The organism is Streptomyces humicola, assembly GCF_024436035.1.
GTDB classification, from domain to species: Bacteria; Actinomycetota; Actinomycetes; order Streptomycetales; family Streptomycetaceae; genus Streptantibioticus_B; species Streptantibioticus_B humicola.
Genome location: NZ_JANFNG010000016.1, coordinates 54,663 through 75,563 on the forward strand (window position 1 = coordinate 54,663; position 20,901 = coordinate 75,563).

Below are 20,901 nucleotides of genomic sequence, written 5' to 3' on the forward strand. Positions count from 1 at the left end.
CAGTCGGGAGCCGTAATTAGCTCGATGGCGGGACTAGGCGACGTGAGTGCGATAACGGTCGGCGACCTCGGCGATCACCTCACGGCCGTCTCGCGCCCACAGCGCCGGGTTGAAGATCTCCACCTCCACGGCTCCCGGGTAGCCCACCGCATCGACGCGTTGCCGGAACCAGCGCAGCTCCACACAGCCGTCGCCGAGCTGGCCGCGGCCGAGCAGCACGCCTTCGGGCAACGGTGTGACCCAGTCGGCGAGTTGGAAGGCCGCGATCCGTCCCCCTGCCCCGGCCCGTGCGATCCCGGCGGACACCGTGTCGTCCCACCACACGTGATAAGTGTCCACCACCACGCCGACCTGGTCGGCCGGGAAGCGCTCGGCGAGGTCGAGCGCCTGGCCGAGGGTGGAGACAACGCAGCGGTCGGAGGCGTACATCGGGTGCAGCGGCTCGATCGCCAGGCGCACCCCCCGCTCCGCCGCGTAGGGGGCGAGCTCGGCGAGGGCGTCGGCGATCCGCTCCCGGGCGCCGTGCAGATCGCGGCTGCCGGCCGGGAGGCCACCGGAGACCAGGACGAGAGTGCCGGTGGACAGGGCTGCTGCTTCGTTGATCGCGGCCCGGTTGTCGGCGAGGGCTGCCGCCCGGGCATCGGGGTCGGCAACCGTGAAGAACCCCCCGCGGCACAGCGAGGTGACGGTGAGTCCGGCATCGTGCACGGTCTTCGCGGCGCGCTCGACCCCGTAGTCCTGGACGGGGGCGCGCCACAGGCCGACGCCGCCGATCCCCAGCTCGGCGCAGTGCCGGGCGAGTTCGGGGATCGGCAGCTGCCTGACGGTCTCCTGGTTGATGCTCAGCCGCGCGAGGACCGCCCGTCCGGCGTCGGAGCCGGAGCCGGAGCCGGTGTCGGAGTCGCCGCAGTTGTCAGTGGTCACTGAGACACTCCGTGGAGAGAGAGGAGGGATGCCATTCGGAAGGCTGCGAGGCTGGGATCGGGGAAGAGCCCGAGGGTGTCGGCGAGTTCGTACGCACGCGCGAGGTGGGGCAAGGAGCGGGCGGACTGCAGGCCGCCCACCATGGTGAAGTGCGACTGGTGGCCGGAGAGCCAGGCGAGGAAGACGACTCCCGTCTTGTAGAAGCGGGTCGGGGTGGAGAAGAGGTGACGGGAGAGTTCCACGGTCGGGTCGAGCAGCGCACGGAAGCCTTCGATATCGCCGGTGTCCAGGGTGCGGACGGCCGCTGAGGCGATGGCCGCCAGCGGGTCGAAGATGCCGAGGAGGGCGTGGCTGAAGCCCAGTTCGTCCCCGGCGATCAGATCGGGGTAGTTGAAGTCGTCGCCGGTGTAGCACCGCACGCCCTTGGGGAGTCGGCGGCGCAGTTGGATCTCGCGGTGCGCGTCGAGGAGGGAGACCTTGATGCCGTCGACCTTGTCGGGATGGGTGGAGATGACCTCGAGGAAGGTGCCGGTGGCGACATCGAGGTCCTCGCTGCCCCAATAGCCGGTGAGTTGCGGGTCGAACATCGGGCCGAGCCAGTGCAGGATCACCGGTTGGCTCGACTGTCGGAGGAGGCGTACGTATGTATCGATGTACTCGTCGGGCGTCTTGGCGAGCGCCGCCAGCGCCCGGGAGGCCATGAGAACCGGCTGCGCGCCGCACTCCTCGACGACGGCGAGCTGCTCCTCGTACGCAGCCGTCACCTCGGAGAGCGACACGGCCCCGGTGAGCTGGTCGGTGCCGACGCCGCAGGCGATCCGGCCGCCGGCCGACCGCGCCTCCGCGGCGGAACGGCGTATCAGTTCGGACGCGCCGGCCCAGTCGAGACCCATCCCGCGCTGCGCGGTGTCCATCGCCTCGGCGACGCCGAGCCCGTGCGCCCACAGGTGGTGCCGGAAGGCGAGGGTGGCGTCCCAGTCCACGGCGGCGGGCGCGCCGGCGGCGGTGCGGAACGGGTCGGCGACGACGTGCGCGGCGGAGAACACGGTGCGGCTGCGGAAGGCGCCGCCGCCGGCGGCGGCGTCGTCGTCGTCGAACGACCGTGGCATCTGCCGTGGCCGGTAGGAGCGCAACGCGCCGTCGTCGCCGGGCAACCAGAGCTGTCCCCGTCCGCCGTCACCCCCGTGCAGTCCGGCGGCCTCACCTGCGCCGCTCACGGCACCCTCCGGTGAGCTTCTCCGCCCGCTCGGCGAAACCACATGCCCGCCACCCCGTGCACCCCGGCGGCCTCACCTGCGCCGCTCACAGCGCAAGCTCCGGGACGTCGAGACGGACACCTTCCGCCGAGGACTTCATGCCCAGTTCGGCGAGTTGCACTCCGCGAGCGCCGGCGAGCAGATCCCAGCGCCACGGCTCGTTGAGCATGACGTGGCGGAGGAACAGCTCCCACTGCGCCTTGAAGCCGTTGTCGAACTCGCCGTTGTCCGGGACCTCCTGCCACTGCGAGCGGAACGACTCGCTCACCGGCAGGTCCGGGTTCCATACCGGCTTGGGGGTCGCCGAGCGGTGCTGTGCACGGCAGTTGCGCAGTCCCGCGACGGCGGAACCCTCCGTTCCGTCGACCTGGAACTCGACGAGTTCGTCCCGGTTGACGCGCACCGCCCACGAGGAGTTGATCTGCGCGACGACTCCGCCCTCCAGCTGGAAGATCCCGTAGGTGGCGTCGTCTGCCGTCGCTTCGTACAGCTTGCCGTTCTCGTCCCAGCGCTGCGGGATGTGCGTGGTGGTGAGCGCCTGGACGGAGGTGACGCGGCCGAAGATGTCGTGCAGGACGTACTCCCAGTGCGGGAACATGTCGACGGTGATGCCGCCACCGTCCTCGGCCCGGTAGTTCCACGAGGGACGCTGGGCACTCTGCCAGTCGCCCTCGAAGACCCAGTATCCGAACTCTCCGCGCACCGAAAGGATCCGGCCGAAGAAGCCCCCGTCGACCAGGCGCCTCAGCTTCAGCAGCCCGGGCAGGAAGACCTTGTCCTGGACGACGCCGCTCTTGATCCCGCCGTCGCGGGCCAGCCGGGCCAGCGCCAGCGAGTCGTCGAGGGTCGTGGCGGTGGGCTTCTCGCAGTACACGTGCTTGCCCGCCGCGATGGCCGTCCGTACGGCCGTGACCCGCGCCGACGTCACCTGGGCGTCGAAGTAGATCTCGACGGACGGGTCGGCGAGAACGGCGTCCAGGTCGGTCGACCAGTGGTCCAGGCCGTGCCGTTCGGCGAGCGCGCGCACCGCGTGGTCACGTCGTCCCACGAGCACCGGTTCCGGCCACAGGGTGGTCCCGTCGCCGAGATCGAGGCCGCCCTGTTCGCGGATGGCGAGGATGGAGCGGACGAGGTGCTGGCGGTACCCCATCCGGCCGGTGACACCGTTCATGGCTATCCGCACTGTCTTGACGGTCACACGCGCCCTCCCATTCGACTGCTCGCCCGCCCCCAAACGCATAGCAAGCGCTTTCTATGAGGTTAGGCTATCTGCCTCGGCACCCGACTTCAAGATGTGACCGCCTGCCGGGCGGCAGCGGTCGCCCCCGGTGAGACGATGTGCCCGGGACAGCATGTGACAAAGCGCGACGGGCGGGACGGACAGGACGGCAGGACGCGGCCCGGGACGTCTGAGGAGCCCGGGACGTCTGAGGAGCCCGGGAGGTCTGAGGAGGCAGTGCAGCGATGACAGTGACCCTCGCCGACGTGGCGGCTCGCGCCGGGGTGTCCGCGGCAACAGTCTCGCGCGTCCTCAACGGCAACTACCCGGTCGCGGGCACCACGCGCGAACGCGTGATGCGCGCCGTCAACGACCTGGAGTACGTGGTCAACGGCCACGCCCGTGCCCTCGCCGCTGCCACGTCCGATCTGGTGGGCGTGCTGGTCAACGACGTTGCCGACCCGTTCTTCGGCATCCTCGCGAGCGCCGCGCAGACCGAGATCGGCCGCGGTTCCGAGCACGGCGGCGGCAAGCTCGCGGTGGTCTGCAACACCGGCGGCTCGCCGGAGGCCGAGCTCAACTACCTCACGCTGCTGCAACGTCAGCGCGCGGCTGGGGTGATCCTCACCGGCGGCGCGGTCGAGGGCACCGAGCACACCCACGCCGTCGCCGACAAGCTCGCCCGGCTCGCGGCCGACGGCACCAAGGTGGTGCTGTGCGGCCGGCCGCCGCTGCCCCCGGACGAGTTCTCCGGAGAGGAGAGCGCGCTCGAGAACGATGACGCCGCCGCCGTGACGACGCTGGCGTTCGACAACCGCGGCGGTGCCCGGCGGCTCACCGAGCACCTGCTCACCCTCGGCCACCGCCGGATCGGGTACGTGACGGGCCCCGCGAACCGGACCACGACCCGGGACCGCCTCGACGGCCACCGGTCGGCGCTCGCCGATGGCGGCCTGGCCGTGACCGCCGACCGCCTCACCGTCCACGGCGACTACAGCCGCGCCTCCGGCTACGACGCAACGCTGGAACTCCTGCGTCGCGACCCCGATTTGACGGCCGTCGTCGCCGCCAACGACACCATCGCCCTGGGCGCATGCGCAGCCCTGCGCGAACGGGGCATGCGGATCCCGCAGGACGTCTCCGTCGCCGGCTTCGACGATCTGCCGTTCAGCATCGACGCGACCCCGGCGCTCACCACCGTCCGCCTGCCGCTCCATGAGGCAGGGGCCCGGGCCGGGCGGCTGGTGATGGGGCTCGAATCGCCGCCGCCAGGCGGAGTCGCCACCGTGCGGGCCGAATTGATGGCGCGTGCCTCCACCGCGCCCCCGGCCTTCGCGTAGAGACTGCGGCGGCAGCGTAGAGCCTGCGGCCGCAGGAAGCGCGCGTCGTGCCGATCCGCACACCGCCCCACGGCGGATCAAGCCGATGACGCGCCCGACGCGGACGACAGGGCGCCGGGCAGGGCCTCCGACATGGCCTTGGTGGTGGCGAGCCCGTTGGTCAGCGTGCGCGGGAGCGAGACGGGGTGGTTCTCCGGCGAGAGCTTGGCGGTGGCACCGGGGACGGCGGAGACGGGGGCGGTGACCAGCCGCGGGTCGCTCTTGCCGGATTCCAGCCATCCGAGCTGGGCATCGCCCGTCTCCTTCGAACGGAACTTCAGCGGGTCGCCGAGGCCGAGCGCCGGTCCGGCGGTGCGCAGCGGCGAAGCCGGGGCGTCCACGTCGACCCGGCCCGGCCCGGCTCTGCCACCTTGCCGTAACCGGGAAGTGGTGCGCTCAACCCCAGCCCGGGGGTATGGCGGGCGACGGCGAGCGGGCCCGACGAGAGGCTCGGGGAGCGCGGAACCGGGCCGATACCGCGCGGGCGGCGGGGGCGCGAGCGGAACAGCCGGGATGGAGCCGCTGAGGGACGGGCCCGGCAGTGGGGCGGACGTCTGCCGCAGTACGTCCCCGAGCGGCGCGTTGACCGGCACCGTCGCGTGCGACAACGCGTCCTCGGTGGAGGCCACCTGAGCAGACCTGAGTTCCACGGCCGAGGCCACCGATTGCCCGGCGGCTGCGGTGGCGCCGAACGCGAAAAGTAATATACCCGCACGAGTGGAAAACTTCATCATTCTGCCCGTCCTGCTGTCGATGGATTACTGACGTGCCGCCGCGACGAATCGGCCGCGAATCGATTGGCGTTCGCCCTGCCGCGAGGCCGGTGAACACACCTTGAACGAACAAGCCGACCACGCCCGAGATAGCGCCAGTCCACCCGATCGGCCCAACCGGCCACCGACTCGGCATATTTACCGACAGCAGTTCCACTTACGAGGGATTACCCGCCTTGACGATTCGCCACTTCGAGCGATCAACCAACCCGCGCGCACTTCGTTGATTGAAAGTGTTCCGAACGCAGGGCGTTCCGGATGCAGTTGATTGAGGTGTTCCGAATGCAATCACCCATCGAAGCATTCCCCGCCCCCTCTGCGCGCTGGAAGACAAGGATCCAAGCAGGATGATCAAGAAGGCTCTTGCCACGGCCGGCGTCACTGCCGCGGCCGGCTCGCTCCAAGGCGACGGGGGCACCAACATCACGGGCACCTGGGGCGATCGCAGCCCGAATTTCCATTTCCTGGACAACCCGAACATCTGCCTGCCGCAGATCAAGGACGTCCAGGTCGCCAACCTCGTGGCAGTTCAGGTTCCGGCCGGCGTGGGCAACCAGGCCACCAAGCAGATCTGCAACCAGGGGCAGACCACACATGGCACCGGCGATGGTCAGCTCTCGCACCTCATCGGCTGACGCCGACCGTTCACCTCACAACTCGGCATCTCACCTCCCTCCTGCAGAAGAGAGAAAAGAAACATGATGAACAAGGCCCTTGCCACGGTCGGTATTACTGCTGCCGCCATTGGCATGACCGCCGCTCCCGCCATGGCGATCGGTGACTCCGACGGCTTCGCGGCATCGGCGCAGGGCAACGGTGGCAACAACGCGACCGGAACGCACGGCAACCAGAGCCCGAACTTCCACACGCTGGACAACCCGAACATCTGCCTGCCCGAGATCAAGGACATCCAGGCAGTCCAGGCGGTGGCGGTCCAGGTTCCGGTCGGCATCCTGAACCAGACCACCAAGCAGATCTGCAACCAGGGCCACACCACCCAGGCCACCGGTGACGCGCCCCTGTCGCACCTCATCGGCTGACCAGGCGTCAAACTGACGATTGTCATGTCTGGCCCGGCCCGGAACCCCCGGACCCGGGCCAGACCTGTCTCCGGCCGGGAATCCGTCGAACACCATCCGACCTCTGTCCGGGCGAGCAGGGCCGTGGTGCAGTGGTCAAGGATCGTGACGTCTGTGTAGCGTCCGGGGTGTGAAGCTCGCGTTCTCGACACTCGGCGTCCCAGGACTCCCCGTCGCCCAGGTGATCCGCCTCGCCGCCGAGAGCGGCTTCCACGGGGTGGAGTTGCGCGCCCACGGCACCGAAGAGCCGGTGCATGCCGGTCTCACCCGCGCCGAGCGCTCCGACGTGGCCACACGCTTCGCCGACGGCGGCGTGGAGATCCTCGCGGTGGCCTCCTACGCCAAGGCCGCCGCGGCCGGCGCGGACGATCCCGTCCTCGATGACATCCGTGCGCACGTCACGCTCACCGCCGACCTCGGCGCATCCTTCGTGCGCGTGTTTCCCGGCGGCGGCGAGCTGCCCGTCGGCGAGGCCGACACGATCGCTGCCCGCCGGTTGGCCGCCGTTGCCCCCTACGCCGCCGACAAGGGCGTAAGGGTGCTGCTCGAAACCCATGACTCGCACCGTTGTGCCGCCGACGCGGCCCGCGTGCTCGGGCTCGTCGGGCACCACTCGGTGGGCGCGCTGTGGGACGTGATGCACACCTGGCTCGGTGGTGAGCAGCCGAGCGCCTCGTATCCCGCGCTCGCGCCGTACCTCGGATACGTCCAGGTCAAGGACATCGCCTCGCGCGAGGACACCACACCGCTGCCGCTCGGCGAGGGTGTGCTGCCGCTGTCCGAGTGTGTCGAGGTGCTCAGCCGCGAGGAGTGGGACGGCTGGCTGTGCTGGGAGTACGAGAAGCGGTGGTATCCGCAGGTCCCGGAGCTGCCCGGGCTGCTGCGCCCTGCGTACGACCATCTGTCGCGGCTGCTCGGCGAATCCGCCTGATCGAGTGATCGTCTGATGGGCGTCGTCTGCCTATCCTGATGAACAGGGCACGCGGGGGGAGTGCAAGGGGGGCATCGTGCACGCATCACGAACGAATCGGTATCGGCCGCGTCGGCATCGGCTACTGGCCACGGCGGGCGCACTCACGGGGTTCATGTGTGCGCTCGCGGCCGTCCTCGCAGGCTGTATGACGGACACAGGGCCGACCGGCAGCGGCGCGTACACGCCGAGCGCCGGCAGCTCAGCGGGCTCCGAGGCGAGTGCTCCGTCAGGCGTGTTCCTGGCGGCGGGCGCGTGTGCGGCCCGAATACAGACGAGCGGCGGTGTCTCCTTCCGAGAGGTGGCGTGCAACGACCGGTCGGCCGTCGCGAAGGTGACGGTACGCCGGACGCGAGGCGATCCGGGCGAGCCCGACTGTCCCGACGTCACCGACTTCGTGCTCGCCGTCCAGGGCGGAAGGGCGAAGGAGACACCGTCCCCCACGGGCACGGGCACGGGCACGGGCACGGGTGCGAGCGACGGGTATGCATGCATGCGCAATCTCCGGCCACCGCACCCGGGCGACCCGGGCGGCGGCGGAGGGCCGAACACCATCGTCGGGGACTGCGTCTACGACGCCGGGCACAACGAGGTGAAGGAGACCGCCTGCGACGGCGGCGGCAGCAACGGCCACGCCCTGCAGTACAAGGTCGTTGCGATCGTCACCGACCGCGCCGGCTGCCCGCAGACCACCGCGCTCTATATAGGCGTGCGCAAGGGCGAGGTCGGCTGCGCCCGCCGGCTGTGACCCCCAGGACAGGGCCAGGGGGCCGCACCCCGCGGTCACGCCACGGCAGGCTCCTCGTCACCGAGGTACGTCCGCCACAGCTCCGCGTACCTGCCGTCCCGCGTGAGCAGCTCGCGGTGCGTGCCGTCCTCGACGATGCGCCCGCGGTCCATCACCACCACGCGGTCCGCCCGCGCGGCGGTGGTGAGCCGGTGGGCGACCACCAGCGTCGTCCTGCGCACGGCAAGCCGGTCGGCCGCCTCGTTGACCAGACGTTCCGTTGCCAAGTCGAGGGCTGCGGTCGCCTCGTCGAGCAACAGCACATCGGGATCGACGAGTTCGGCGCGGGCGAGCGCGAGCAGTTGGCGCTGTCCCGCCGAGAGGTTCCTGCCGCGCTCCCCCACTCGGTGCAGATAGCCGTCGGGGAAGGTGGCGATCATCGCGTGCGCGCCGACGGCTCGCGCGGCGGCCTCCACCTCCGCGTCGGTCGCGTCCGGCCGTCCGTAGGCGATGGCGTCGCGCACCGTGCCCTCGAAGAGGTAGGGCTCCTGCGGTACGACGCCGAGTCGGCGCCGGTATCCGACGGGGTCGTACTGGCGGATGTCGGTGCCGTCCACCCGTATCGCGCCCGATGTCGGGTCGTAGAACCGGGCGACCAGTTTGACCAGCGAGGACTTCCCGGCGCCCGTCTCCCCGACGAAGGCGACGGTCTGGCCCGCGGGGATCTGCAACCGGATCGCCGACAGCGCCTCCGGCGACTCCTCCGCCTCGCCGTCGCCGTAGGCGAAGCTCACGTCGTCGAAGACGATCTCGCCGCGCAGTCCCTGCGCCGCGACGGCCTCGGGGTGCTCCGCCGTGGGTGTCTTCGTCGGCACCCGCAACAGCTCGCGGATCCGCCCGAGCGAGATCGACGCCTGCTGGTAGCCGTCGAAGACCTGCGACAGCTGCTGGACGGGCGAGAAGAACAGGTCGATGTAGAGCAGATAGGCCACCAGCGCGCCCGCGGTCAGCGTGCCGTGGCCGACACGCCCGGCGCCGACGATGAGCACGAGTGCCGCGGCAACGCTGGAGAGGAACTGGACAAAGGGGAAGTAGACGGAGATGTACCACTGGCCACGCACTCGCGCCGTGCGATATTCGTCGCCGCGCTCCGCGAACCGCCGCCCACCCGCCTGCTCGCCGCGGAAGGCCTGCACCACGCGCATCCCGGCGACGTGCTCCTGCAGATCGGCGTTGACCACGGCGATCTTGTCCCGGGCGAGCCCGTACGCGCGCACCGACTTGCGCCGGAAGACGACGGTGGCGATGACGAGCGGCGGCAGCGTTGCGAAGACGGTGAGAGCGAGCCCGGCGTCGAGGGCGAGGAGTGCGACGAGGATGCCGAAGAAGGTGAGCAGGCTGACCACGGCGGTGACGAGCCCGGTCTGCAGGAAACTGGAGAGCGCGTCGACATCCGTGGTCATCCGGGTCATGATGCGGCCGGCCAACTCGCGTTCGTAGAAGTCGAGTCCGAGCCGCTGCAGATGAGCGAAGATCTTCAGGCGGAGCGAGTACAGCACGCGTTCGCCGGTGCGGCCTGTCAGCTGCGTCTCGCCGACCTGCGCAGCCCACTGCAGCAGAACGACGACGAGGGCGGCGATCGAGGCGACCCATACTCCGTGCAACACCATCCTGTCCACGCCCTGGTCGATGCCGCTCCTGATCAGCACGGGAAGCAGCAGCCCGCCGATCGCGTCCGCGGCGACGAAGACCAGGCTGAGCAGCAGCGGACCCCGGAAGCCGCGCAGCATGCTGCGCAGTCCGAAGTCGGGATCGGCGGCGCGGGCCTTGCGTCCGTCGACGTCGGGCGTGTCGGTGGCGGCCGGGAGCGCGGCGACCCGCGCCAGCAGCTCGGGGGTGGCGGGCATCCCGGCGATCGCCCCGGCTATGCCGGGCCTGGCGGCCGCGGGTCCCGGGGTGTGCTGCGCGTCGTCGGCGGCCGCGGCGGCGGCCCGTTCCCGGGGCCACAGAGCCAAGGTCACGCCGTCGACCGGGTGGCGCGGGGCCGGCCCCTCGGCAGGCGCGTGGCCGGGCCCACCGTCGGGCGTGGAGTGCAGCTGCTCCCAGGGCACCCACGTGCGTGCGGAGCCGGCCGCGGGGCCCCGCGCGATCGCCGTCCCACCGCCCGCGCCTGCCGACGACTCGCCGTCCCACTCCACGAATCCCGCCGAATCGGCCGGGGTGTCGTCACTCGCCAGCTCGTCGGGGTCGGTGAGCAGGGTGCGGTAGCGGGCGCAGCGCTGTTCCAGCTGCTCATGGGTGCCGATGTCGACGAGCCGCCCCTCGTCGAGGACCGCGATCCGGTCGGCGAGGGCGAGCGTGGAGCGGCGGTGGGCGATCAGCAGCGTCGTACGACCCGCCATGACCTCTCGTAGCGCCTCGTGGATCTCGGCCTCGATGCGCGCGTCGACGGCCGAGGTCGCGTCGTCGAGGAGCAGCAGCCGCGGGTCCGTGAGCACTGCACGAGCGAGCGCGACGCGTTGCCGCTGGCCGCCGGAGAGCGTGAGCCCCTGTTCCCCGACGACGGTGTCGTATCCCTCCGGCAGCTCGCAGATGAAGTCGTGTGCCTGTGCAGTGCGGGCCGCCGCGAGGATCTCCTCCTCGGTCGCACCTGGCCGTCCGTAGCCGATGTTGGCCCGGATGGTGTCGGAGAACAGGAAGCTGTCCTCGGGCACGAGGCCGATGGCCGCGCGTAGCGAGTCGAGCGTCAGCTCGCGCACATCCTGGCCGCCGACGCGTACGGCGCCGCCCGTCACGTCGTAGAAGCGGGGCAGCAGGAGTGAGAGGGTGGACTTCCCGGAGCCGGAGGCTCCAACGACGGCCATCGTCTCTCCGGGTTCGACGCGCAGCGAGAAGTCGTCGAGCACCGGACGCGCGCGCCTCCACGGTCCGTCTGATCCACCCGGTCCACCCGTTCTGCCTGATCCACCCGTTCCGCCCGATCCATCCGATCCGTACGCGAAGGTGACGGCGTCGAACTCGACGGTGGCGACTGCGTCCGCGGGCAGGTCGCGGGCGTCCGGCGCCTCCTTGACCAGCGGCTCGGTGTCGATGAGCTCGTAGACGCGCTCGACGCCCGCTCGTGCCTGCTGACCGATGGTGAGCATCATGGTCAGCATCCGGACCGGGCCGGTGAGCTGGGCGAGGTAGGTGGAGAAGGCGACGAAAGTCCCGAGGCTGATCTCGCCCTTGACGGCCATCCAGCCGCCGAGCGCGAGCATGGCGACTTGCCCGAGCGCGGGCACGGCCTGAAGCGACGGGTTGTACCGCGCATTGAGGCGGATGGTGCGCAGTCGTGCGGCGAACAGGCGCAGGCTCACCCGGCGCAGCTTCTCCTCCTCCTGCTCCTCCTGGCCGAAGCCCTTGACGACCCGTACGCCGGTGACGGCACCGTCGACGACGCCGGCGACGGCCGCAGCCTGCCCCTGCGCGTACCAGGTGGCGGGGAAGAGGCGTTTGCGGCTGCGGTCGGCGATGAACCACAGGGCGGGCGCGACGGCGAGGGCGATCACCGTGAGCAGCGGGGACAGCACCGCCATGATGATCAAAGACATGACGAAGAGCAGCAGGTTGCCGATCATCATCGGCAACATGAAGAGCATGCCCTGGATGAGTTGGAGGTCGCTGGTGGCCCGGCCGACGACCTGTCCGGTGTTGAGCTCGTCCTGCCGCGCGCCGTCGAGCCGCGCGAGGGACGCGAACATCTCGTTGCGCAGGTCGTACTGGACGTCGAGGGCGAGGCGCCCGCCGTAGAAGCGCCGCACGTAGGTGCACGCGTACACCGCGAGCGCGGCGACGACCATCAGGACCGCCCAGGGCGCGATCGGCTGGGTGTGCTTGACGATCACGTCGTCGATGATCACCCGCGGCAGGAGCGGGACGAGTGCGGTAACGGCCATCCCGGCGAGCGAGGCGCCGAGCGCCAACAGCACATTGCGCCGGTACCGCCAGCTGTGCGCGGTGATGCGCCGCAGCCACCCCTGCTGCCCCTGCGATCCGCCTCTCGCCGCCACCCGAAACCTCCGTCGCCCGTGGTCCGCGCCGTCCCCGTCGGCTGCTGCCGCAGGCTCCAACGCGCAGGCATCCGGATTTCATCCGTCCGCAACAAATGGACGCCGAAGGTCGCAGTGAGGTACGTCTGCGGACCTAGACCGTGCGCGGCTGCGCCGAGTCCGCGACCGGATCGACCGGATCGACCGGGAGTACGTACAGCAGCTGGACGTCTGGGCGCTCGCCCACGGCGCGCACCGCCGTAGGGCTACCTGATGAACACGGCGCATCGAGAGCGCGATGGCGCTACCGCATCGCGGTGACCTCAGCGTCACCGAGGTCCGCTTCGCGGTCGGCTGCTCGTCGCTGGACACCTTCAGCACTCGCTTCACCCAGCTGGTAGGCGTGCCGCCCAGCGTCTGTCGGCGCCACGCGACGCGCGCGACGACGGGGGTTCCGTGGTGTGTCGCGAAAAGGTGACCAGACCGATCAGGATTCGAGAAGCGGGGACCTCCGAGCCGCAGCTAGCGTGACCGCCATGGACATCGCCATTCATCCGAGTTTCCTCCGCACGACGACCCGGACGCATCCCTGGACTTTTATCGTGACTGCCCGGAGGTGATCCCGGTTGGTTATCCTCCTTCTCTTGCGGGCTGGGCCCGGTTAAGACGAAGGGCCGACGGCGAAATCGCCATCCGGGGCGATCGGGCTGTCGTTTCCGGACTTCCCGTTCGTCTTCAAGCCAGACAATCCCTTCCAGACCGACGACTTCAGGAGCGACCATGACCGGCTCTTCCACCCAGGGAATCAAGACCGTGCTGCATCCCGTTTCCGACCTGGCGACGGCCAAGGAGGTGTACGCCGCCCTGCTCGGCGTACCGCCGCAGGCCGGTGAGCCCTACTACGTCGGCTTCGAGGCCGCGGGCCAGCACATCGGGCTGGTGCCGGGCGGTGGACCGCAGGGCATGACCTCACCAGTGGCCTACTGGCACGTGCCAGACCTCGAGGCGAAGCTGGCCGAGGTGACCGCTGGGGTGCCACCGTGAAGGAGCCCGCGCACGACGTCGGTGGCGGCCGCCTGGTGGCCACCGTCACCGACCCCGATGGCAACGTCCTCGGGCTGCTTCAGGACTGATGAGTTTCCGAGCCCCGCTCCCGCGCTCAGCGTCGTCGCGCACCGAGCACCGGCTCACCCGTGACAACGTCGTCCGAGTGACCAGTGCCTCGGCGGACTGGCGCCGTACCTGGTGCCGCTGTCCTTCGACCGGGAGGGCGAGGCGCTGCTGATGGGCACGCCGACGGCCAGTCCGACAGCCCGACAGCCCGACAGCCCGACGGCCCGACGGCCCGACCGGCAGGAACCTGGGCGACACGGTCCGTTCGGCTGGGGCTCGGCCACATCGCTACGTGTCCATGATCGAGGGCAAAGTCGCGGTCCTCGAGATCGACGCGCTGCCGCAGGAGCGGGGTGCCCGGTTCGTCGCGCACACCGGCTTCGACCCGCGTGCGCCGGCCACGCCGTACCGCTGATTCCGCATCTTCCCGCATCCAGGCTTGGCGCGAGGTGAACGAGGTGCTCGACCGCGAGCTGATGCGCGGCGGCCGCTGGTTGGTCTCACGCCTCGGCCGGGTGCGCTGCGTGGCCGGGGCCAGAGGCTCCACGGGCCGAAGCGAAGGAGAACCAGACGTATTGCTCGAAGCTGGTTGGATCGAGCCAGGCGACGCCGACGGAGACCGCGGAGGCGGCCCCGCCTAACAGATGGAGACACGATGAGCATGACCGCGAGGACGGACACGCAGTCGCCTGCGCTGCACGTTGCCGACAGCCACGATTTGATCCGCGTGCACGGCGCACGCGAGAACAACCTCAAGGACGTCAGCATCGAGATACCGAAGCGCCGGCTGACGGTGTTCACTGGCGTCTCCGGCTCGGGCAAGAGCTCGCTGGTGTTCGACACGATCGCCGCGGAGTCGCAGCGGCTGATCAACGAGACGTACAGCGCCTTCGTGCAGGGCTTCATGCCGACGCTGGCGCGGCCCGAGGTCGACGTACTCGACGGGCTGACGACCGCGATCATCGTCGACCAGCAGCGGATGGGTGCCGACACCCGCTCCACGGTAGGCACCGCCACCGACGCCAACGCGATGCTGCGCATCCTCTTCAGCCGGCTCGGGCAGCCGCACATCGGCTCGCCCCAGGCTTACTCCTTCAACGTCGCCTCGATCAGCGGGGCGGGCGCGGTCACGCTCGAGCGCGGCGGGAAGACCGTGAAGGAGCGGCGCAGCTTCACCATCACCGGCGGCATGTGTCCGCGCTGCGAAGGCCGGGGCACGGTCTCCGATATCGACCTCACCGAGCTCTTCGACGACTCCAAGTCGCTCGCCGAGGGCGCGATCACCATCCCCGGCTATAAGGCGGGCGGCTGGAACTATCGGCTCTACAGCGAGTCGGGCTTCTATGACCCGAACAAGCCGATCCGCAAGTACACCAAGAAGGAGCTTCACGACTTCCTCCACCGCGAGCCGACCAGGATGAAGATCGCGGGCATCAACATGACCTACGAGGGGCTGATCCCGCGGATCCAGAAGTCGATCCTCGCCAAGGACCGGGAAGCGATGCAGCCGCATGTCCGGGCGTTCGTGGACCGGGCGGTCACTTTCACCGCGTGCCCGGAGTGCGGCGGCACCCGGCTCAGCGAGGCCGCCCGGTCCTCCAAGATCAAGGGGGTCAACATCGCCGATGCGTGCGCGATGCAGATCAGCGACCTGGCCGGATGGGTCCGCGGCCTCGACGAGCCGTCGGTGGCGCCGCTGCTGGCGGCGCTGCAGCAGACCCTCGATTCGTTCGTGGAGATCGGGCTGGGCTACCTCTCGCTCGACCGGCCGTCGGGCACGCTGTCGGGCGGCGAGGCGCAGCGCGTCAAGATGATCCGCCACCTCAGCTCCTCGCTCACCGACACCACCTACGTCTTCGACGAGCCCACCACGGGCCTGCACCCCCATGACATCCAGCGGATGAACGACCTGCTGCTGCGGCTGCGGGACAAGGGCAACACCGTGCTCGTCGTGGAGCACGAACCGGAGACGATCGCGATCGCCGACCACGTCGTGGACCTCGGCCCCGGCGCCGGTACGGCGGGTGGCACCGTCTGTTTCGAGGGCACCGTCGAGGGGCTGCGGGCCAGCGGCACCATCACCGGCCGCCATTTCGGCGACCGGGCCGCCCTCAAGGAGACGGTGCGGAAGCCCACCGGCGCGCTGGAGATCCGCGGCGCGACGGCGCACAACCTGTGCAAGGTCGACGTCGACATTCCGCTCGGGGTGCTTGCCGTCGTCACCGGTGTCGCCGGCTCCGGCAAGAGCTCGCTCGTCCACGGGTCGATTCCCCGCGGCGCGGGTGTGGTGTCGGTCGACCAGTCCCCCATCAAGGGTTCCCGGCGGAGCAACCCGGCGACGTACACCGGACTGCTCGACCCGATCCGTAAGGCGTTCGCGAAGGCCAACGGCGTGAAGCCGGCGCTGTTCAGCGCCAACTCCGAGGGCGCCTGCCCCAACTGCAACGGCGCCGGCGTCATCTACACCGACCTGGCGATGATGGCCGGCGTCGCCACCACGTGCGAGGAGTGCGAGGGGAAGCGGTTCCATGCATCGGTGCTGGACCACCACCTCGGCGGCCGCGACATCAGCGAGGTGCTCGCGATGTCGGTGACCGAGGCAGAGGAGTTCTTCGGCGCCGGCGAGGCGCGCACGCCGGCCGCGCACGCCATCCTCAACCGGCTCACCGACGTCGGGCTCGGCTATCTCAGCCTCGGCCAGCCGCTCACTACGCTGTCCGGCGGCGAGCGGCAGCGGCTCAAGCTGGCCACCCACATGGCCGAGAAGGGCGGCGTCTACGTCCTCGACGAGCCGACCACCGGCCTCCACCTCGCCGACGTCGAGCACCTGCTCGGCCTGCTCGACCGGCTGGTGGACTCCGGCAAATCCGTCATCGTCATCGAGCACCACCAGGCGGTCATGGCGCACGCCGACTGGATCATCGACCTCGGCCCCGGCGCCGGCCACGACGGCGGCCGGATCGTCTTCGAGGGCACACCCGCCGACCTCGTCGCCGCCCGCTCCACCCTCACCGGCGAGCACCTCGCGGCCTACGTCGGCACCTGACCGAGGCCCTCGCGGACACCGTGAGACGAGTTCTCCCACCTGTTTCGGCTCGTCCCAGTGAACCGGGAACGGGGCGTGTTCGCTTGCTGGGTGGGGACGGCTCGAACTGCCAGTCGTGCCAGGCGCTTAGTGGGGTATGGCCGAGCGCGTGCGCAGACGTTGCCTGACGCATCACGCTAGGTCGCGTCCGGACGCACGTCCGCACTCGTGTCCGGGGCCGCCTCCGGCAGGTGCGTCGGGGCGAACATCCGCAGGACGGCCGGGAGGACGAGGACGGACGGGCCGGGGGTGGCAAGGGCCTTGGCCAGGTCGTCCTGGAGCGACTCGGGGCTGGTGCGGTGCGCCGGGACGCCGAAGGATTCGGCGAGCGCGACGAAATCGGGGCGGGTCAGCTCCGTGGCCGTCGCGGCGCCGAAGGCCTCCGTCATGTATTCACGCAGGATGCCGTAGCCGCCGTCGTCGACGATGAGCCAGGTGACCGGCAGGTCGTACTGGCGGGCGGTGGCCAGATCCGCAATCGAGTACATGGCGCCGCCGTCGCCGGAGACGGCGAGCACCGGGCGGGTGCGGTCCGCCGCGGCGGCGCCGAGGGCCGCGGGGAAGCCGTAGCCGAGACCGCCTGCGCCCTGCGCGGAGTGCATCGGCCCCGGCCAGGCGGACCACGCCCAGTAGGCGAGGATCGTCATGTCCCAGAAGCTCGGTGCGTCCGGGGGAAGCGCGGCGCGCACCGACGCAAGGATGTCCTGTTCCGTGTCGAGGTGCTGCGCGGCGATACGGGTGCGGACGCGCGCCAGCAGACGCGCCGCGGACTTGGCAGCCGTGCCGTCGTCCGGGCGGGAGTCGACCGCTGCGAGCAGCTCCGCCAGCGCGAGACGGGCGTCGGCGTGGATGCCGAGGGCGGGATGGTTGGACTCCAGCTTGCCGAGGTCCGCCTCGATCTGGATGACCCGGCCGCGGGGGCGCAACGTGTGGTAGTTGGAGGAGAGTTCACCGAGGCCCGAGCCGACGACCAGCAGCACGTCGGCGTCCTCGAGGAAGTCCGTGGTGTGACGGTCCTCCAGCCAGGACTGCACAGACAGCGGGTGTTCCCAGTCGAAGGCGCCCTTGCCCCCGAAGGTGGTGGCGACCGGGGCCGCCACCTTCTCGGCGAGGGCGAGGAGTTCGGCGTGCGCACCGGAGCGGACGACGCCGCCGCCCGCGAGGATCACCGGGCGCTCGGCGGCGGAGAGCCGGCGCGCCGCCTCGGCGATCAGCTCGGGGCGCGGACGCAGCGGACGCGGAGCCGCCACCAGCTCCGTTACCGGAGGCACGTCGGGCACCGCGAGCAGCGCGTCCTGCGGGATCTCCACCCACACCGGGCCGTGGGGCGCGGTGAGCGCCGATTGCCAGGCGTCGGCGATCGCCGAGGGGATCTGGGACGCCGTACGCACCGGGTGCACGGACTTGACGATGTCGCGGAACGACGCCTTCTGGTCGGCAAGTTCATGCAGGTAGCCATGGCGGCCGCCGCCGAGCCCGGCCACCGGCACCTGGCTGCCGATGGCGAGGACGGGCGCGGAGGCCGCGGCCGCCTCCTGGAGCGCGGCCAGCGTCATCAGTGCGCCGGGCCCGGTGGAGACCAGCAGCGGGGCGACCGAACCGGTCACCCGCGCGAAACCGTCCGCCGCGAAGCCCGCGTTGTTCTCCACCCGGAGCCCCACGTACTCCACCGAGGACCGCCTCAGTGCGTCGAAGGCGCCGAGCGCATGCTGGCCCGGCAGCCCGAAGACGGTCCGCGCGCCGAGGGCGGTGAGGGACTCTACGACCAGGTCGCCTCCGGTACGCATCGTCATCGGGCCTCGGCGCCGTGCTGTTGGCGCTGCCCGGCGGCAGCGACGTGACGCGACATGATGGTCGTCAGCTCGTACGCGGTGTGCGAGGCCGCGACCGAGGTGATCTCGGCGTGGTCGTACGCGGGAGCGACCTCGACGACGTCCGCCGAGACCAGGTGGCAGGAGGCCAGACCGCGCAGGATCTCCAGTAGTTCGCGGGAGGTGAGGCCGCCGGCCTCCGGGGTGCCGGTGCCCGGGGCGTGCGCGGGGTCGAGGACGTCGATGTCGATGGAGATGTACAGCGGCCGGTCGCCGATGCGTTCGCGCAGCTGCTGCGCGACCTCGTCCACGCCGCGCCGCATGACGTCGGCGGAGGTGACGATGCCGAAGCCCATCTTCTCGTCGTCGTCCAGGTCCTTCTTGCCGTAGAGGGGCCCGCGCGTGCCGACGTGCGAGAGCGCCTCGGTGTCGAGAATGCCCTCCTCGACGGCGCGGCGGAACGGCGTGCCGTGGGTGTACTCGGCGCCGAAGTACGTGTCCCAGGTGTCGAGATGGGCGTCGAAGTGCAGCAGCGCGACCGGTCCGTGCTTGCGCGCGACCGAACGCAGCAGCGGCAGCGCGATGGTGTGGTCGCCGCCCAGCGTCATCAGGCGTGCGCCGGTGTCGAGGAGGTCGTCGGCCGCGGCCTGGATGGTCTCGACGGCCTCGTGGATGTTGAAGGGGTTGGCTGCGATGTCACCCGCGTCGGCGACCTGCGCGAGCGCGAACGGCGAGGCGTCCTGCGCCGGGTTGTACGGGCGCAGCAGCCGCGACGCCTCACGGATCGCGTTGCCGCCGAAGCGCGCACCGGGGCGGTAGGAGACACCGCTGTCGAACGGGACGCCGACGACGGCCACATCGGCGGTGCCGACCTCGTCCAGCCGGGGCAGCCGCGCGAACGTGGCGGGGCCCGCGTACCGCGGTGTGCGGGAGGAGTCGACGGGACCGCGGGGCTCGGTGGCGTTCATGGGTGGTTCGTTCCTTTCCGGAGTGGGGCTCAGCCGGCGTGCGCCGGTGACGGTGAGGGTGTCGCGTCCGCGGGAACACGCCCCGCGAGCCGGTCGCGCCAGGCGGCGAGGACGGCCTCGTCGGTCGGCTTGGTGGCGAGGCTGACGATGACGTACGCGGCGAGCGAGGCCAGCAGCCCGTAGTACACGGGCTCGTTGGCGAGGATGCCCTTCCAGGCCATCGCGCCGATCACGGTGACGCCGCCGACCACGACCGAGGCGAGCGCTCCCGCGCCCGTGCCGCGCTTCCACAGCAGGCCGCCGAGGATGGGCACCAGCAGTCCGCCGACGAGCAGGTTGTACGCCACCGTCAGCGCCTCGACGACGTTGTCGATGCCGATGGCGAGGGCGATCACCGCAATGCCCATGACCAGGATGAACAGGCGGTTGCCGCGCACCTCGTCGTGGCCGTCCGCCGCTGTGGTGTGCTTCCTGCGCAGCCGCGCCCAGATGTCGTTGTTGGCGACGGTGGCACAGGCGATCAGTGCGCCGGAGGATGTCGACATCACCGCCGACAGCGCGGCGGCGAGCACCAGGCCGCGCACCCCGGCCGGCAGCGTGCCCTTGACGACGGTGGCGAACGCGTCGTCCGCGCCGGCCAGATGGGGGTAGAGGGTCTTGGCGGCGGTGCCGATCACAGCGCCCGCGAGCGCGTACAGCAGGCAGTACGTTCCGGCCACCGTGCCGCCGGCCCGCGCCACCTTGTCGCCGCGGGCGGTGAACACCCGCTGCCAGATGTCCTGTCCGATCAGCATCCCGAAGGTGTAGATCAGGACATAGGTGAAGATGGTCTGCCCGCCGATGCCGAGCGGCGCGAAGTACTCGTGCGGCAGCCGCGCCTCCATCCGCGTGAATCCGCCCGCCTTGACCACGGCGATCGGCAGCAGCAGCAACAGCACCCCGATCGTCTTGACGACGAACTGCACCATGTCGGTGAGGGTGATCGACCACATGCCGCCGAGCGTCGAGTACGCGACGACGATGGCACCGCCGAGCACGATCGCCGTGGTCCGGTCCATGCCGAAGAGCACGTCGAAGATGGTCGCGTAGGCGATGGTCGAGGTCACGGCGAGCATCAGCGTGTACGCCCACATCACGACGCCCGAGATCACTCCGGCCGTGCCGCCGTACCGCAGGTCGAGCATCTGGGCGACGGTGTAGACCTTCAGCCGCGCGATGCGTGCGGAGAACAAGACGCTGAGGGCGAGCAGCCCGAGGCCGATGGTGAAGACCATCCACGCCCCGGACAGGCCGTACTGGTAGCCGAGGCCGACACCGCCGATGGTGGAGGCGCCGCCGAGGACGATCGCCGCCATGGTGCCGGAGTACATCACGGGTCCGAGGCGCCGTCCGGCGACCAGGAAGTCGCTCTTGGACCTGGCGCGGCGCATGCCCCACCAGCCCATGCCGAGCATGCCCGCGAGATAGACGACGATCACCACGTAGTCCAGGGTCATGCGCGTGCCTCCAGTTCAGGAGCTCAAGGAGCTAGGTCAGGGAGTCAAGGAGCGATCACTTCCGGGGGCC

Annotated in this window: 15 protein-coding genes and 2 pseudogenes; 9 read left to right on the forward strand and 8 right to left on the reverse strand. The window is 70.5% G+C overall.

Annotated elements, in window-relative coordinates; genetic code table 11:
- Positions 1-33: 33 nt before the first annotated feature.
- The 3 genes from NGB36_RS20160 to NGB36_RS20170 all read right to left on the reverse strand — a co-directional run bounded on the left by NGB36_RS20160 (position 34) and on the right by NGB36_RS20170 (position 3,378).
- Positions 34-846, reverse strand: a complete 813-nt coding sequence (locus NGB36_RS20160; protein ID WP_255921822.1) for a sugar phosphate isomerase/epimerase family protein — start codon at positions 844-846, stop codon at positions 34-36.
- A gap of 74 nt (positions 847-920) precedes the next feature.
- Positions 921-2,114 carry a dihydrodipicolinate synthase family protein gene (locus NGB36_RS20165; RefSeq protein WP_269470380.1) on the reverse strand — a complete coding sequence of 398 codons (1,194 nt, stop codon included), beginning with the start codon at positions 2,112-2,114 and terminating at the stop codon, positions 921-923.
- A gap of 112 nt (positions 2,115-2,226) precedes the next feature.
- Complete coding sequence (locus NGB36_RS20170; RefSeq protein WP_255921746.1) at positions 2,227-3,378, reverse strand: Gfo/Idh/MocA family protein; 1,152 nt, start codon at positions 3,376-3,378, stop codon at positions 2,227-2,229.
- 266 nt (positions 3,379-3,644) lie between these two features.
- On the opposite strand from NGB36_RS20170, the gene NGB36_RS20175 reads away from it, so the two are divergent.
- On the forward strand, positions 3,645-4,739 hold the full coding sequence (locus NGB36_RS20175; protein ID WP_255921747.1) for a LacI family DNA-binding transcriptional regulator: 1,095 nt from the start codon (positions 3,645-3,647) through the stop codon (positions 4,737-4,739).
- Between the two features lie 77 nt (positions 4,740-4,816).
- Here the strand turns inward: NGB36_RS20175 and NGB36_RS20180 are convergent, their stop codons facing one another.
- Entirely contained in the window at positions 4,817-5,119 is a 303-nt protein-coding gene (locus NGB36_RS20180) for a hypothetical protein (RefSeq protein WP_255921748.1), read from the reverse strand.
- Positions 5,120-5,898: 779 nt separating this feature from the next.
- Here NGB36_RS20180 and NGB36_RS20185 point away from each other — a divergent pair.
- The 4 genes from NGB36_RS20185 to NGB36_RS20200 all read left to right on the forward strand — a co-directional run bounded on the left by NGB36_RS20185 (position 5,899) and on the right by NGB36_RS20200 (position 8,348).
- Entirely contained in the window at positions 5,899-6,186 is a 288-nt protein-coding gene (locus tag NGB36_RS20185) for a rodlet layer protein (RefSeq protein ID WP_255921749.1), read from the forward strand.
- 63 nt (positions 6,187-6,249) lie between these two features.
- Complete coding sequence (locus NGB36_RS20190) at positions 6,250-6,591, forward strand: rodlet layer protein (protein ID WP_255921750.1); 342 nt, start codon at positions 6,250-6,252, stop codon at positions 6,589-6,591.
- Between the two features lie 169 nt (positions 6,592-6,760).
- Positions 6,761-7,561 carry a sugar phosphate isomerase/epimerase family protein gene (locus tag NGB36_RS20195; RefSeq protein ID WP_255921751.1) on the forward strand — a complete coding sequence of 267 codons (801 nt, stop codon included), beginning with the start codon at positions 6,761-6,763 and terminating at the stop codon, positions 7,559-7,561.
- Positions 7,562-7,748: 187 nt separating this feature from the next.
- Positions 7,749-8,348: a hypothetical protein gene (locus tag NGB36_RS20200; protein ID WP_255921752.1), complete on the forward strand. Its 600-nt coding sequence runs from the start codon at positions 7,749-7,751 to the stop codon at positions 8,346-8,348.
- Between the two features lie 35 nt (positions 8,349-8,383).
- On the opposite strand, the gene NGB36_RS20205 is transcribed toward NGB36_RS20200, so the two are convergent.
- Complete coding sequence (locus NGB36_RS20205; protein WP_255921753.1) at positions 8,384-12,379, reverse strand: ABC transporter ATP-binding protein; 3,996 nt, start codon at positions 12,377-12,379, stop codon at positions 8,384-8,386.
- 148 nt (positions 12,380-12,527) lie between these two features.
- On the opposite strand from NGB36_RS20205, the pseudogene NGB36_RS20210 reads away from it, so the two are divergent.
- From NGB36_RS20210 to NGB36_RS20225, 4 genes and pseudogenes are all read left to right on the forward strand, one after another.
- Positions 12,528-12,889 (forward strand): annotated as a pseudogene (locus NGB36_RS20210) (helix-turn-helix transcriptional regulator).
- 249 nt (positions 12,890-13,138) lie between these two features.
- A pseudogene (locus tag NGB36_RS20215) lies at positions 13,139-13,491 on the forward strand (VOC family protein).
- 272 nt (positions 13,492-13,763) lie between these two features.
- Entirely contained in the window at positions 13,764-13,886 is a 123-nt protein-coding gene (locus NGB36_RS20220) for a hypothetical protein (protein WP_255921754.1), read from the forward strand.
- 240 nt (positions 13,887-14,126) lie between these two features.
- The gene (locus NGB36_RS20225; RefSeq protein ID WP_255921755.1) at positions 14,127-16,517 is read left to right on the forward strand and encodes an ATP-binding cassette domain-containing protein; all 2,391 of its coding nucleotides are present in this window, start codon (positions 14,127-14,129) and stop codon (positions 16,515-16,517) included.
- A gap of 176 nt (positions 16,518-16,693) precedes the next feature.
- Here NGB36_RS20225 and NGB36_RS20230 read toward each other — a convergent pair whose 3' ends face one another.
- From NGB36_RS20230 to NGB36_RS20240, 3 genes are read right to left on the reverse strand one after another with little or no spacing between them, the layout of a single operon-like run.
- A complete protein-coding gene (locus tag NGB36_RS20230; protein WP_255921756.1) occupies positions 16,694-18,349 on the reverse strand; it encodes a thiamine pyrophosphate-binding protein in 1,656 nt (551 codons plus the stop codon).
- Positions 18,346-19,335, reverse strand: coding sequence for an agmatinase (gene speB / locus NGB36_RS20235; RefSeq protein WP_255921757.1), 990 nt, complete (start codon positions 19,333-19,335; stop codon positions 18,346-18,348). Before speB ends, NGB36_RS20230 begins: the two co-directional genes overlap by 4 nt.
- A 29-nt stretch (positions 19,336-19,364) precedes the next feature.
- Complete coding sequence (locus NGB36_RS20240) at positions 19,365-20,831, reverse strand: sodium:solute symporter family protein (RefSeq protein WP_255921758.1); 1,467 nt, start codon at positions 20,829-20,831, stop codon at positions 19,365-19,367.
- Positions 20,832-20,901 lie beyond the last annotated feature (70 nt).